This window comes from Variovorax sp. J22G73, from assembly GCF_030317035.1.
In the GTDB taxonomy this organism is placed as follows: Bacteria; Pseudomonadota; Gammaproteobacteria; order Burkholderiales; family Burkholderiaceae_C; genus Variovorax.
In genome coordinates this window covers 1,635,762-1,649,525 of record NZ_JASZYK010000001.1, presented here as the reverse complement: position 1 = coordinate 1,649,525, position 13,764 = coordinate 1,635,762, and the positions used below count along the sequence as shown (strand labels likewise).

10 protein-coding genes are annotated in these 13,764 nt (G+C 68.2%); 8 read left to right on the top strand and 2 right to left on the bottom strand.

What is annotated here, in order from left to right:
- The first annotated feature begins 10 nt into the window (after positions 1–10).
- Positions 11–289, top strand: a complete 279-nt coding sequence (locus QTI51_RS07730; RefSeq protein ID WP_116909120.1) for a BolA family protein — start codon at positions 11–13, stop codon at positions 287–289.
- A 139-nt stretch (positions 290–428) separates the two neighbouring features.
- Positions 429–1,214 (top strand): peptidylprolyl isomerase, encoded by a 786-nt coding sequence (locus QTI51_RS07725; RefSeq protein WP_116909032.1) that lies wholly within the window; start codon positions 429–431, stop codon positions 1,212–1,214.
- Positions 1,215–1,298: 84 nt separating this feature from the next.
- Here the strand turns inward: QTI51_RS07725 and QTI51_RS07720 are convergent, their stop codons facing one another.
- On the bottom strand, positions 1,299–1,667 hold the full coding sequence (locus QTI51_RS07720; RefSeq protein WP_132749032.1) for a hypothetical protein: 369 nt from the start codon (positions 1,665–1,667) through the stop codon (positions 1,299–1,301).
- Positions 1,625–5,602 (bottom strand): phosphoribosylformylglycinamidine synthase, encoded by a 3,978-nt coding sequence (gene purL, locus QTI51_RS07715; RefSeq protein ID WP_116909030.1) that lies wholly within the window; start codon positions 5,600–5,602, stop codon positions 1,625–1,627. Before purL ends, QTI51_RS07720 begins: the two co-directional genes overlap by 43 nt.
- Before the next feature lie 156 nt (positions 5,603–5,758).
- Here purL and map point away from each other — a divergent pair, with 156 nt between their 5' ends.
- The 6 genes from map to QTI51_RS07685 all read left to right on the top strand — a co-directional run bounded on the left by map (position 5,759) and on the right by QTI51_RS07685 (position 13,764).
- Positions 5,759–6,583 (top strand): type I methionyl aminopeptidase, encoded by an 825-nt coding sequence (gene map, locus QTI51_RS07710; RefSeq protein WP_116909029.1) that lies wholly within the window; start codon positions 5,759–5,761, stop codon positions 6,581–6,583.
- A 22-nt stretch (positions 6,584–6,605) separates the two neighbouring features.
- The gene (locus QTI51_RS07705; protein WP_116909028.1) at positions 6,606–9,212 is read left to right on the top strand and encodes a [protein-PII] uridylyltransferase; all 2,607 of its coding nucleotides are present in this window, start codon (positions 6,606–6,608) and stop codon (positions 9,210–9,212) included.
- 103 nt (positions 9,213–9,315) lie between these two features.
- Positions 9,316–10,383, top strand: a complete 1,068-nt coding sequence (locus tag QTI51_RS07700; RefSeq protein WP_116909119.1) for a sensor domain-containing diguanylate cyclase — start codon at positions 9,316–9,318, stop codon at positions 10,381–10,383.
- Entirely contained in the window at positions 10,384–12,501 is a 2,118-nt protein-coding gene (locus QTI51_RS07695; protein WP_116909027.1) for a sensor domain-containing diguanylate cyclase, read from the top strand.
- Positions 12,502–12,679: 178 nt separating this feature from the next.
- Positions 12,680–13,153: a cellulose biosynthesis protein BcsD gene (bcsD, locus tag QTI51_RS07690; RefSeq protein ID WP_116909026.1), complete on the top strand. Its 474-nt coding sequence runs from the start codon at positions 12,680–12,682 to the stop codon at positions 13,151–13,153.
- Complete coding sequence (locus QTI51_RS07685) at positions 13,150–13,764, top strand: BcsR/BcsP family cellulose biosynthesis protein (RefSeq protein WP_116909025.1); 615 nt, start codon at positions 13,150–13,152, stop codon at positions 13,762–13,764. The genes bcsD and QTI51_RS07685 overlap by 4 nt, the downstream gene beginning before the upstream one ends.

Genomic DNA, 13,764 nt, shown 5'->3' with positions numbered 1-13,764 from the left:
GACCATGACCATGACGAGCACCGCCATTCCCCTTCCCACCGTGGCCGCGCTCGAGGCGGCGCTGCGCGACGCGCTGGCGCCCACGCAGCTCGAGGTGATCGACGAAAGCGCCGCGCACGCGGGCCACACGGGGGCCAACGCCGAGGGCTACGGCACCCATTTCAGGGTGCGCATCGCCTCCCCCAGATTCGACGGAAAGCCCCGCGTGGCGCGGCATCGGCTTGTGTATGATGCCCTCCAGGTTTTTATTGCACAGGGTCTGCACGCCATCGCCATCGAGGTGCTCTGAGTCGTTCGACGCAACTGCACGCCGCGTTTCATGTGGGCGTCGCCACCTTCCCCCTTCGTCTCGCCCCTTCCCGATTCCTGCTTTCTTTCCCGCGCCCTTTCCTACAAGCGCATTTCCTTTCCAGCTCGATATTCATTCCATGAAAAAACAAATCTTGCAGGCCGTCGCGGCCGCAGTGCTGCTCGGTGCCACGTCCATGGCGGCTCTGGCGCAGAACGCAGCCATCGTGAACGGCAAGCCGGTGCCCAAGGCCCGCATGGACGTTCTGGCCCAGCAACTGGCAGCCGCAGGCCGCCCGGTGACGCCTGAAATGCAGACCCAGCTGCGCGAGGAAATCATTGCGCGCGAAGTGTTCATGCAAGAAGCGCAAAAGCAGGGCCTGGACGCTGGCGAGGACTACAAGAACCAGCTCGAACTCGCCCGCCAGGCCATCCTGATTCGCGCACTGTTCGAAAACTACCGCAAGACCAACCCGGTGTCGGACGCCGACGTGAAGGCCGAGTACGACAAGTTCGTGGCGGCCAACGGCGGCAAGGAATACAAGGCTCGCCACATCCTGGTCGAAACCGAAGACCAGGCCAAGAAGATCATGGCCGACCTGAAGAAGGGCGCCAAGTTCGAAGACATCGCCAAGAAGCAGAGCAAGGACCCGGGTTCGGGCGCCAACGGCGGCGACCTCGACTGGGCCAACCCCGCCAGCTTCGTGCCCGAGTTCTCGGAAGCGATGATCAAGCTCAAGAAGGGCGAGACCACCCCCGAGCCCATCAAGACGCAGTTCGGTTATCACATCATCCGCGTCGACGATATCCGCCAGGCCCAACTGCCGAAGCTGGAAGAAGTGAAGCCGCAGATCACGCAGCAGCTGCAGCAGCAGCGCCTGCAGAAGTACCAGGAAGACCTGCGCGCGAAGGCGAAGGTCGAGTAAGCCGACCTGGGCTCAACAAGAAAAAAGCGACCCGCGGGTCGCTTTTTTCATGGCCGTCTTGTTTTCAGCTGACCTCCGATGGCCTCAGATGGCCCACGTGCCGAAGTTGTCGCCCGGCCCGTCGAGCGCCATGAACGCCTGCCACGCCTTGCCGGCATCGGCGCCCTGCACGGCCTGCCCCAGCGCATCGAGCGTGCGATAGATGTTCTTCGACGCGCCGAAGTGCGCGGCGTTCAGCCCTTCAAGCTGAGGCAGCAGCACCTGCAGGATCTGCGTGCGCGCCGACGAAGCCGCTGCTTCGTCTTCGCGCCACGCGAGCAGCTGCTTGCGCACGAGCTCCTCGACCCGCGCCGCTTCCAGCACATGCCGGCTTCGCGGGTGGTCGAGGCCCAGCATTAGCTTGGCCCGGCTCAGCCCACCCAGCGGCGCGCGTTGCGCCAGATCTGCATCCACGGGCTGAGCTCGCTCTTGTCCCCCGAGGTCCAGCTGGTCTGGATGTTGCGGAACACGCGCTCCGGGTGCGGCATCACCGCGGTGAAGCGGCCGTCCGGCGTGGTCACCGAGGTGAGGCCGCCGGCGCTGCCGTTCGGGTTGAACGGGTACTGCTCGGTGGGCTGGCCGTGGTTGTCCACGAAGCGCATGGCGCCGATGGCCTTGGCCGCGTCGCCGCGGTGCTTGAAGTTGGCGTAGCCCTCGCCGTGCGCCACGGCGATGGGCAGGCGGCTGCCGGCCATGCCCGCGAAGAAGATGCTGGGCGACTCGAGCACCTCGACCATCGACAGGCGCGCCTCGAAGCGCTCGCTCTGGTTGGTGGTGAAGCGCGGCCAGGCCTCGGCGCCCGGAATGATGTCGGCCAGCTCGGCGAACATCTGGCAGCCGTTGCACACGCCCAGGCCGAAGGTGTCCGCGCGGCCGAAGAAGGTCTTGAACTGCGCGGCCAGCTTCGGGTTGAAGGTGATGCTGCGCGCCCAGCCGATGCCGGCGCCCAGCGTGTCGCCGTAGCTGAAGCCGCCGCAGGCGACCACGCCCTTGAAGTCGGCAAGGTCCGCCCTGCCCGTCTGCAGGTCGGTCATGTGGACGTCGAAGGCCTCGAAGCCGGCCTCGGTGAAGGCGTAGGCCATCTCGACGTGCGAGTTGACGCCCTGCTCGCGCAGGATCGCGACCTTGGGGCGCGATTGAAGAATGGCGGGGGCGACCGGTGCCGAAGCTGCGGTGTTCGGCAGGAACACGTGCATGCCGGGGTCCGAAGGCACGCCGGCGGCGGCGTGTTCGGCATCGGCGCAGGCGGGGTTGTCACGCTCGCGGGCGATCTTCCAGCTGACCGAGTCCCACACCTGGTGCAGGTCGTGCAGGCTCGCGCTGAACACCGACTTGGCGTCGCGCCACACCTCGACCTTGCCCTTGCCGGCGTCCATGGCCGAACTGGCCGGGCGCGTCTTGCCGACGAAGTGGCTGTGCGCGCTGAGGCCGTGGGCGCGCAGCACCTGCATGACATCGTTGCGCTCGGCGGTGCGCACCTGCAGCACCATGCCCAGCTCTTCGTTGAACAGCGCCTTCAGCGTGAGTTCTTCACGGCGCGCGCTCACCTGCTGCGCCCAGTTCTTGGCGTCGCCGGTTTCCATGCGGCTGTCGGAAATGCCGTCGCCTTCGGTGACCAGCATGTCGACGTTCAGCGCCACGCCGACGTGGCCGGCAAACGCCATTTCGCAGGCCGTGGCGAAGAGGCCGCCGTCGCTGCGGTCGTGCATGGCGAGGATCTTGCCGTCGGCGCGCAGCGCGTTCACGGCATTGACCAGCGCGACCAGTTGCGCGGGGTCGTCCAGGTCGGGCACGGTGTCGCCGCTCTGGCCCAGCGTTTGCGCCAGGATGCTGCCGGCCATGCGGTGCTGGCCGCGGCCCAGGTCGACCAGCACGAGCGTGGTGTCGGCCTCTTCGGCGTCCAGCTGCGGGGTGAGCGTGCCGCGCACGTCGGCCAGCGACGCGAAGGCGGTCACGATCAGGCTGACGGGCGAAGTGACCTTCTTGGCTTCGCCGTTGTCCTTCCACTGCGTGCGCATCGACAGCGAATCCTTGCCGACCGGAATCGACACGCCCAGCGCCGGGCACAGCTCCAGGCCCACGGCCTTCACGGTCTCGTACAGCGCGGCATCTTCGCCGGGCTCGCCGCAGGCGGCCATCCAGTTGGCCGACAGCTTCACGCGCGAAAGCTCGATGGGCGCGGCCAGCAGGTTGGTGATGGCCTCGGCCACGGCCATGCGGCCGGAGGCCGGCGCGTCGAGCGCGGCCAGCGGCGTGCGCTCGCCCATGCTCATGGCTTCGCCGGCAAAGCCCTTGTAGTCGGCCAGCGTCACGGCGCAATCGGCTACGGGCACCTGCCACGGGCCGACCATCTGGTCGCGGTGGCTCATGCCGCCCACGGTGCGGTCGCCGATGGTGATGAGGAAGCGCTTGGACGCCACGGTCGGGTGCGCGAGCACCTCGATGGCGGCCTTCTGCAGCTCGACGCCGGTGAGGTCCAGCGGCTTGAACGTGCGGCTCACGGCCTGCACGTCGCGGTGCATCTTGGGCGGCTTGCCGAGAAGCACGTCCATGGGCATGTCGACCGGCTGCACCGGGGCGCCTTCGTCGGCCACCAGCAGCTGGCGCGCCTCGGTCGCCACGCCGACCACCGAGAACGGGCAACGCTCACGCTCGCAGAAGGCCTTGAATTGCTCGAGCGACTCGGGCGCGATGGCCAGCACGTAGCGCTCCTGGCTTTCGTTGCACCAGATTTCCTTGGGCGCCATGCCCGACTCTTCCAGCGGCACGGCGCGCAGGTCGAAGCGCGCGCCGCGGCCGGCGTCGTTGGTCAGTTCGGGAAAGGCGTTGCTCAGGCCGCCCGCGCCCACGTCGTGGATCGCGAGGATGGGGTTGGCCGCGCCTTGCTGCCAGCAATGGTTGATGACCTCTTGCGCACGGCGTTCGATCTCGGGGTTGCCGCGCTGCACCGAGTCGAAGTCGAGCTCGGCCGCGTTGGCGCCGGTGGCCATCGAGCTGGCGGCGCTGCCGCCCATGCCGATGCGCATGCCGGGGCCGCCGAGCTGGATGAGCAGCGAGCCGGCGGGGAACTGGATCTTCTTGGTCTGCGTGGCGTCGATGCTGCCGAGGCCGCCCGCGATCATGATGGGCTTGTGGTAGCCGCGCTGCACGGTGTCGAGGTCGCTCGCCACCGCCTGCTCGTACTCGCGGAAATAGCCCAGCAGGTTCGGACGGCCGAACTCGTTGTTGAACGCGGCGCCGCCGAGCGGGCCCTCGGTCATGATCTGCAGCGGGCTGGCGATGTGCTCCGGCTTGCCGTAGTGGCCCTCTTCAGGCCAGAGCTTCGACACGGTGAAACCGGTGAGGCCCGCCTTGGGCTTGGAGCCGCGGCCGGTGGCGCCCTCGTCGCGAATCTCGCCGCCCGCGCCCGTGGAGGCGCCCGGGAACGGGGAAATGGCGGTCGGGTGGTTGTGCGTCTCGACCTTCATCAGCACATGGGTCAGCGCGCTATCTTTTTGATAGCTCTGCGAACCGTTGGCCGGAATGAAGCGTTCGATGGTTGCGCCTTCCATCACCGAGGCGTTGTCCGCATAGGCGATGACCGTGTGCTGCGGGTTCTGCTTCTCGGTGTGGCGAATCATCGAGAACAGGCTTTGCGGCTGCGCCTTGCCGTCGATGGTGAAGTCGGCGTTGAAGATCTTGTGGCGGCAGTGCTCGCTGTTGGCTTGCGCGAACATCATCAGCTCCACGTCGCTGGGGTTGCGGCCCAGGCGGGTGAAGGCTTCGACGAGGTAGTCGATCTCGTCCTCGGCCAGCGCCAGGCCGAAGCCGGTGTTGGCCGCGACCAGCGCGGTGCGCCCGCCGCTGAGCACGTCGACCTGCGCCATCGGCTGGGCCGGCAGCTCGCTGAACAGGCTGGCGGCCTGCTCGACGGTGGCCAGCACCGACTCGGTCATGCGGTCGTGCAGCGGGCCGGCCGCGGCGGCGAGCTGGTCGCCTTCCAGCACGGGGGCCTTGCCGATCAGCGGCGACTTGAGCTTCAGGTGGTATTGCGTAACGCGCTCGACCCGGCGCAGCGCCAGGCCGCAGTTGTGGGCGATGTCGGTGGCCTTCGAGGCCCAGGGCGACACGGTGCCCAGGCGGGGCGTGACCACCACCGAGGTGACGGCCTTGGCCGGCGCCTCGAACGGCTCGCCGTACGTGAGCAGCGCGGCGAAGCGCTCGCGGTCGGTGGCGTCCAGCGAGGCGTCGGTGACCACCAGGTGCACGAAGCGGGCCGAAATGCCCTCGATGCGCGGCTCGATGGCCTGCAGCTTGGGCAGCAGTTGCCGCGCGCGGAAGTCGCTGAGCGCGCTGCCGCCCTCGAACATGGTTACGACAGGAAGGGCTTGATGTGCGGGCTGCGTCACGGTCGATGGGGGCCTCGGGGGCCGCGTTGGGAATCAAGGAATCGAGGCGAATGGCCGCTGACTGGGGTCATCCGCGTTAACCCGCAATTTTAGCTTGGTGAATGGGATAATTCCGGGATGAGCATTAACTACAAAGACGCTGCGGGCATCGAAGCCATGCGGGTCGCCTGCCGCCTTGCCTCCGAGGTGCTGGATTACCTCACGCCCCTCATCAAGCCCGGCATCACGACCAACGATGTCGACCGGCTCGCCGCCGAGTACATGGTCAAGCAGGGCACCACCTCGGCCACGGTGGGCTACATGGGCGCCAGCAGCGTCCCGTTCCCGAAGTCGCTTTGCACCTCGGTGAACCACGTGGTCTGCCATGGCATTCCCAATGACAAGCCCCTGAAGAAGGGCGACATCATGAACGTCGACGTCACCGTCATCAAGGACGGCTGGTTCGGCGACAACAGCCGCATGTACGTGATCGGCGACGCCTCCATCGCGGCCAAGCGGCTGTGCTCGGTCACCTTCGAAGCCATGTGGCACGGCATCCTGCAGGTGCGCCCCGGCGCCCACCTGGGCGACGTGGGCCACGCGATCCAGAAATTCGCCGAAGGCCTGGGCTTCTCGATCGTTCGCGAGTTCTGCGGCCACGGCGTGGGCCAGCGCTTTCATGAAGAACCCCAGGTGCTGCACTACGGCCGCCCGGGCACCATGGAAGAGCTGCAGCCCGGCATGATCTTCACCATCGAGCCGATGATCAACGCCGGCAAGCGCGACGTGAAGGAAGACGTCAAGGGCGGCCAGTACGACGGCTGGACCATCGTCACCCGCGACCATTCGCTGTCGGCCCAGTGGGAGCACACCGTGCTGGTCACCGAGACCGGCTACGAAGTGCTGACCCTGTCCGAAGGCAGCCCGCCGCTGCCCTCTTTCGTCACCTCGACCAAAACCTGACGCGCGCACGCGTTCCCCGCACGTGATCGAAGCAGCCAAGATCGACGTGGCGACGCTGCGCGAAGCCTATCGCGCGAAAAAGCTCGCCCTCTTCGACACCCTGCGCTTTGCGCGGGCCCCCACCCGCAGCGTGCACACGGTGCTGCGCCAGCTCTCGGCGCTGGCCGACGAAACGCTGGACACCCTGTGGCGCGAAGCCGGCTTCGGCGAATCGCTGGCACTGGCGGCCGTGGGCGGCTACGGGCGCGGGGAGCTGTTTCCGTATTCGGACGTCGACGTGCTGCTGCTGCTGCCGCCCGAAGGCCACGAGAACGCGGTCGAGCCGGCGCGCATCGAGGCCTTCATCGGCCACTGCTGGGACGCGGGCCTCGAAATCGGCTCCAGCGTGCGCACCGTCGAAGAATGCCTCGCCGAGGCCGAAAAAGACGTCACCGTGCAGACCTCGCTGCTCGAGGCGCGCCTGATTGCGGGCGACAAGAAGCTCTTCACCGCGTTTCGCCGCCGCTTCACCCGCGCCATCGACCCGCAGGCTTTCTTCGTGGCCAAGTCGCAGGAAATGCGGCACCGGCACCAGAAGTTCGACAACACGCCCTACGCGCTGGAACCCAACTGCAAGGAATCGCCGGGCGGCCTGCGCGACCTGCAGACCATTCTCTGGATGACCAAGGCCGCCGGCTTCGGCAGCCGCTGGGACGACCTGGCCAAGAACGGCCTGGCCACTTCGTTCGAGGCGCAGCAGATCAAGCGCAACGAGGCCCTGCTCTCGCTCATTCGCGCGCGGCTGCACGTGATTGCCAACCGCCGCGAAGACCGCCTGGTGTTCGACCTGCAGACCGCCGTGGCCGCCAGCTTCGGCTACGAGGGCGAGTCGCAGCGCAAGTCGAGCGAGGCGCTCATGCGCCGCTACTACTGGGCCGCCAAGGCGGTGTCGCAGCTCAACCAGATCCTGCTGCTCAATATTTCTGAGCGCCTGCAGCCCAGCGCCGAGCAGCACACGCCCATCAACGAGCGCTTCTACGAACGCGCGGGGCTGATCGAGATTGCCAGCGACGACCTGTACGAGCGCGAGCCGCACGCGGTGCTCGAGACCTTCCTGCTCTACCAGAAGACCATCGGCGTGCAGGGCCTGTCGGCGCGCACGCTGCGCGCGCTGTACAACGCGCGCCACGTCATGGACAGCAAATTCCGCAACGACCCGGTCAACCACCAGACCTTCATGCGGATCCTGCAGCAGCCCTACGGCATCACGCATGCCTTCAGGCTGATGAACCAGACCTCGGTGCTCGGGCGCTACCTGCGGGTGTTCCGTAGCATCGTGGGCCAGATGCAGCACGACCTGTTCCACGTGTACACGGTCGACCAGCACATCCTGATGGTGCTGCGCAACGTGCGCCGCTTCTTCATTGCCGAGCATGCGCACGAGTACCCGTTCTGCTCGCAGCTGGCGGCCGGCTGGGACAAGCCCTGGATCCTCTACGTGGCCGCGCTGTTCCACGACATCGCCAAGGGCCGCGGCGGCGACCACTCGACGCTGGGCGCGCGCGACGTGCAGCGCTTCTGCAAGCAGCACGGCATCGCCCGCGAAGACGGCAAGCTGATCGAGTTCCTGGTGGCCGAGCACCTGGTGATGAGCCAGGTCGCGCAAAAGCAGGATCTGAGCGACCCCGAGGTCATCGGCGCCTTCGCCAAGCGCGTGGGCAACGAGCGCTACCTGACCGCGCTGTACCTGCTGACCATCGCCGACATCCGCGGCACTTCGCCGCGCGTATGGAACGCATGGAAAGGCAAGCTGCTCGAGGACCTGTACCGCTACACGCTGCGCGCGCTGGGCGGGCGCATGCCCGACCCGGACGCCGAGGTCGAATCGCGCAAGCGCGAGGCGCTGGTGCTGCTGGCCCTGCACGCCCAGCGCTTCGAGGCGCACAAGGCCCTGTGGGACACGCTCGACGTGGGCTACTTCATGCGCCACGATGCCACCGAGATCGCCTGGCACGCCAAGCAGCTCTCGCGCTTCGTGCCGCCCAAGGGCGTGCCCATCGACCCGAAGGCGCCGCCCATCGTGCGCGCGCACCTCTCGCCGGTGGGCGAAGGCCTGCAGGTGGTGGTCTACACGCCCGACCAGCCCGACCTGTTCGCGCGCATCTGCGGCTACTTCGACCAGTCGTCCTTCAGCATCCTGGACGCCAAGGTGCACACCACCAGCAACGGCTACGCGCTCGACACCTTCCAGGTGGTGACCACCTTCCTGCCCGACCACTACCGCGACCTGATCAGCATGGTGGAGTCGGGCCTTGGCCATACCCTGACCGAGGCCGGCGCCCTGCCCGCGCCCAGCATGGGCCGGGTGTCGCGCCGGGTGCGCAGCTTTCCGATCAAGCCGCGCATCAGCCTGCTGCCCGACGACAAGGCGCAACGCTGGCTGCTCAACATCTCGGCCAGCGACCGGGCCGGCCTGCTGTATTCGGTGGCCCGGGTGCTGGCGCGCCACCACCTGAACCTGCAGCTGGCCAAGGTGACGACGCTGGGCGAGCGGGTGGAAGACACCTTCCTCATCAGCGGCCCCGAACTGCAGGGCCAGAAGACGCAACTGGCCATCGAGACCGAACTGATGGAAGCGCTGGCCTCCTGAGCCACGGATTTCCGGCGCCGCGGGTCGGCGGCTCTCCGGGTCATCCCGTGTTTCGTGCAACGAAAGGCCGAATTCACGTTTCTTCACAGTCAAAATGTGGCCCATGGAATCATTGATTGAACGGCTTTCCGACTCGGTGTCTTCGGCCAGGACGCTCGAAGAGCTGGCCCGCCCGATGCTCGAGATGCTCGAGGTGGTCACGGGCCTGGAGTCGACCTACCTCACCACCATCGACCTCGACCAGGGCCTGCAGCACATCCTGTTCGCCCGCAACGTCGGCGCGATGAACATCCCCGAGGGCATTTCGGTGCCCTGGTCGGACACCCTGTGCCGGCGCGCGCTCGACGAGGGCCGCATGTACACCGACGACGTCGCCAGCTGCTGGGGCGACTCCGACGCGGCCCGCGACCTGGGCATTCGCACCTATGTGAGCACCCCGGTGAAGACCGACGCCAGCGGCCTGTTCGGCACCCTGTGCGCCGCCAGCGGCACCCAGCGCCCGCTGGCACCGCATGCCGAGGCGGTGCTGCAGCTGTTCGCCAAGCTCATCGGCCAGCAGGTCGAGCGCGAGCTGCTGGTGGTCGAGCTGCGCAAGGCCAACGCCGAGCTGGCCGCGCGCGCCTCCACCGATTCGCTCACCGGCCTGCCCAACCGCCGCTCGCTGCTCGACACGCTGCGCCGCCTGCTCGCCCAGGGCGAGCGCGAGAACCGCAGCGTGCTGGTCGGGTTCATCGACATGGACGGTTTCAAGAAGATCAACGACACCCACGGCCACGACATCGGCGACGAGTTTCTCTCGGCCATGGCTGGGCGGCTGTCGGCCTCGCTGCGCACCAGCGACGTGCTGGCGCGCTTCGGCGGTGACGAGTTCGTGGTGGTGGGCGCCGGGCCGGCGCACGACGAAGCGCCGCGCACCGCGGCGCGCGCGCTGGCCGACCGGCTGGGCGAAAGCACCATCGGCGAGCTGCGGCTGAACCAGACCATGCTCGACTACGGCGGCGCCAGCGTGGGCGTGGTCGCCATCGACCCGCGCGTCACCTCCGCCGAAGAGGCCTTGCGCATGGCCGACGACGCCATGTACGCCGTGAAGCGCAGCCGGCAGGCGGCGGCTTCGAGAGCGGCCATGGCAACGGGTACCGCAGGTGCGAAGGAAGCCTCGCCCGCCGCCTGAATGAACAACCGGCTGCTGCGCCTTGAAAACGCCCTGGGCTCGCTCAAGGCGCGCATCACGATGGGCGGGATCATGGCGCTGGTGCTGGGCATCGGCGTCATCACCACGATCCTGGTGGGGCGCACCGAGCACGACCTGCTCGAATCGCAGCGGCAGCACGAGCTGAGCGAGTCGGCGCGCACCGCCGCGCTGCTCGGCCACAAGGTGCTGCTGCTGCAGCGCGGGCTGGAGTCGGTGGGCCAGGTGCTCGACGAAGCCACGCTGGCCGACCCGGCGGCGCTCGCCGAGTTCATGCGCACCAAGCCCTTGCTGCAGAACTTCTTCGCCAGCATCTACGTGGCGGCGCCCAGCGGCCAGGTGCTGGTGATGTACGACGAAAAAGGCGTGTACCACCCCACCCTCGACATCAGCGAGGGCCCCAACTTCCGCCGCTCGGTGGCCGAAGGCCGACCCATCGTCGGCGAGCCGCTGATGGGGCCGCTCACGGGCGAGCCCATCATTGCCTTCACCCAGCCCGTGCGCAACGCCAAGGGCATCTACGCCGTGCTCGGCGGCACGCTGCGGCTGTCCAGCCGGAACCTGCTGGCCGGCGTGACCGACGCGCAGGAAGCCGACCAGGGCGCGCTGATGGTCGTCACCGACGCGCGCGGCCTGATGCTCACGCACCCCGACCGCCGCCTGCTGATGGCCCCCATCACGCAGGAGCCGCGGCTGGCGAAGGCCTTCGAGACCTGGAAGGCCGAGGGCAGCCCGGTGGAGCCGCTGGGCCTGTTGCTGCAGCAGCCGCAGGAAATCACCAGCGCCGCGGGCGTGCCGGGGCCCGACTGGATGGTGTGGCGCACGCGCCCCGAAACCGAGGTGCTCGCGCCCGTGAAGGCGGCCCGCCGGCAGGCGATGCTGTGGGCCGGCAGCCTGGTGGCGGTGGTGTCCGCCGGCATGTTCCTCACGCTGTGGTGGCTGCTGCAGCCGCTGATGCTGCTGGAGCGGCGCGCGCAGCACATGTTCGACGGCGTGATGCGCCCGGAAGACGGCTGGCCCCGCGCCGACGGCGAAATCGGCCACCTCGCCAAGGTGCTGCGCGACGTGGGCGTGCAGCGCGCCGAGCTGGAGCGCATGAACGGCGAAATGATCAGCAAGCTGCGCTCGGTGATGCGCTCGGCGCCCATCGGCATCGCCTTCATCCGCGAGCGGCGCTTCGAGCTGGTGAGCGACGAGTTGTGCCGCCTGCTCGCCTACGAAGACCGGCAGTTGCTGGGCCAGCCGGTCGACCTGATCGTGGTGCCGCCCGAAGACGACCAACCCGAGCTGGCCGCGCTGGAAGCCGAGGCCTTCGCCACCAGCAATTCGTACGTCGGCGAATGCCGCATGCAGCGCGGCGACGGCACCCGCTTCTGGGCCCGGCTGCGCAGCCGGCCGGTGGACCTGGAACACACCGACTTCGGCTCGATCTGGACGGTGCTGAACATCGACGAGCAGCGCAGCACCCGCAAGGCGCTCGAATGGTCGGCCGCCCACGACGGCCTGACCGGCCTGGCCAACCGCCAGCGCTTCGACCAGCATGCGCGCCGGCTCATCGAGGCCCGGCCGGCGTCGCTGCCGGCGGCCATGGTGTTCATCGACCTGGACCACTTCAAGGAAGTGAACGACACCGCCGGCCACCTGTCGGGCGACGCCATGCTGCGCGCGGCGGCGGCCGCCATCATGTCGCGGGTGCGCTCGAACGACCTGGCCGCGCGCATCGGGGGCGACGAGTTCGCGCTGCTGCTGGAGCAGTGCACGCACGAGGCGGCGGTGCGGGTGGCCGAGGACATCGTCGCGTCGATCTCGGCCATCGCGCTGCCGTGGTTGTCGGGCAGCCTCCACGTGGGCGCGAGCATCGGCGTGGCGAGCCTGTCGACGGACATCGATTCGGTGGACGACTGGATCTCGGCGGCCGACGCCGCCTGCTACGCCGCCAAGGCGGCGGGGCGCGGCGTGGTGCGCGCGGGGCGTGCGCCGGTGGTACCGCCTGCCGCGCCTGCCACGCTCGCCTCGCTCACGTCCCTCGAAACCGGCCCTTCCGCGGCCGGCGCGGCCAGCGCCACCGCCGCGCGCCCTGTCGACAACACCGACGACTGATTTCGAATCCAAAAACTGTCACTCGTCGTATTCAGCGCGTACGATTTGTGAATTCCGTTACGGAAACGGCGGCGTTCACGGTAACCCGTCCCCGAATTCAGACAGTCGATGCGTTCGAATGCAGCGATAAGTTCACATTTGTTGTCATCGGTTAATTGATCCAAGAGAATGCTTCGACATGGACACAGGCGCGACGTTTATTCAGTATTACGAGAGGAACTCCTGCAGTGCGCAATGGTTGGAATTCAATCGCGGCCTCGCTGCGGAGCTGAGTGCCGGCCTGCCGCCCGAGGACCTCAGGCAGCTCTTTTTCCGTGTCGGCCAGCGCGTGGCGCAGGCTTTGCCGGTGGCGCACTGCGCCACGCTCGATGAGCTGCAAGACCAGTTCAACGCCCGCTGGGACGGCATCGACTGGGGCTTTACCGTGCTGAGCGAAGACGTCGAGGGTGTCTACATCACCCACGCCTGCAGCCCGGTGGCCGTGGCCTTCGGCCCGGAAGCCACGAACTGGAGCGTCGGCTTCTTCGAAGGCGTGTACCAGGCCTGGTTCGATTCGCAGCACATGCCCCCCGAGCTGCGTGTGCAGGCCCTGCAGCCCGACACGCAGGCCGGCCCCCGCATCGACCTGCGACTTGCCAAGGTGCCCGCATGAGCAATTCGGAAGAGCCCACCCCGGAAGACATTGCCGGCCTGTTCCGCAAGTTCGGCGGCGACGCGCACGGTTACAAGGAGTTCGCCCAGCCGGACACCGAGGCCGAGCCGCCGCGCGCCTGGGCGCTGTTGTCGGGCGAGAAGATCTCGCACCCGCCAGTGCCGGCAGCCGTGCCGGTGCAGGCGCCGGTGCAAGCACCAGTGGCTGCGCAGCCTCCCGCACCCGTGGCTGTGGCCGCTCCTGTCTTGCCGCCCGCGCCGGCACCCGCGCCAACCCCCTCGCCCGCACCCGCCCCGTTCCTGGCGCCGGTTGCCGCCCCCGTTTTCGCAGCACCCGTTCCCTCACAGCCCGTTCGCATCGAACCCGTGCTGCGCGCTCCGGTCCTGCCGCCTGTTTTCGCCCCGGCCCCGGCCCTCGCGCCCGCGCCCGTGCTGCCGCCGTTGCGCGCTCCGCTGCTGCCGCCCCTGGGCACGGCACCGGCTCCCGCACCTGCTGTTGCCGCCGCGCCCGCCGCGACCACGCCGCTCGAACAGCTGTTCGAGCGCCTGGTAACCCCGCAGCCCCCGGCGCCGCCGCCCGGCCCCATGTCCCGCTGGCGCAGGCCGACGTGA

Coding starts and splice junctions, on each gene's coding strand:
- QTI51_RS07730 (WP_116909120.1), top strand. CDS start 11: ATGACGAGCACCGCCATTCCCCTTCCCACCGTGGCCGCGCTCGAGGCG.
- QTI51_RS07725 (WP_116909032.1), top strand. CDS start 429: ATGAAAAAACAAATCTTGCAGGCCGTCGCGGCCGCAGTGCTGCTCGGT.
- purL (WP_116909030.1), bottom strand. CDS start 5,602: ATGTTCGAGGGCGGCAGCGCGCTCAGCGACTTCCGCGCGCGGCAACTG.
- map (WP_116909029.1), top strand. CDS start 5,759: ATGAGCATTAACTACAAAGACGCTGCGGGCATCGAAGCCATGCGGGTC.
- QTI51_RS07700 (WP_116909119.1), top strand. CDS start 9,316: ATGGAATCATTGATTGAACGGCTTTCCGACTCGGTGTCTTCGGCCAGG.
- QTI51_RS07695 (WP_116909027.1), top strand. CDS start 10,384: ATGAACAACCGGCTGCTGCGCCTTGAAAACGCCCTGGGCTCGCTCAAG.
- bcsD (WP_116909026.1), top strand. CDS start 12,680: ATGGACACAGGCGCGACGTTTATTCAGTATTACGAGAGGAACTCCTGC.
- QTI51_RS07685 (WP_116909025.1), top strand. CDS start 13,150: ATGAGCAATTCGGAAGAGCCCACCCCGGAAGACATTGCCGGCCTGTTC.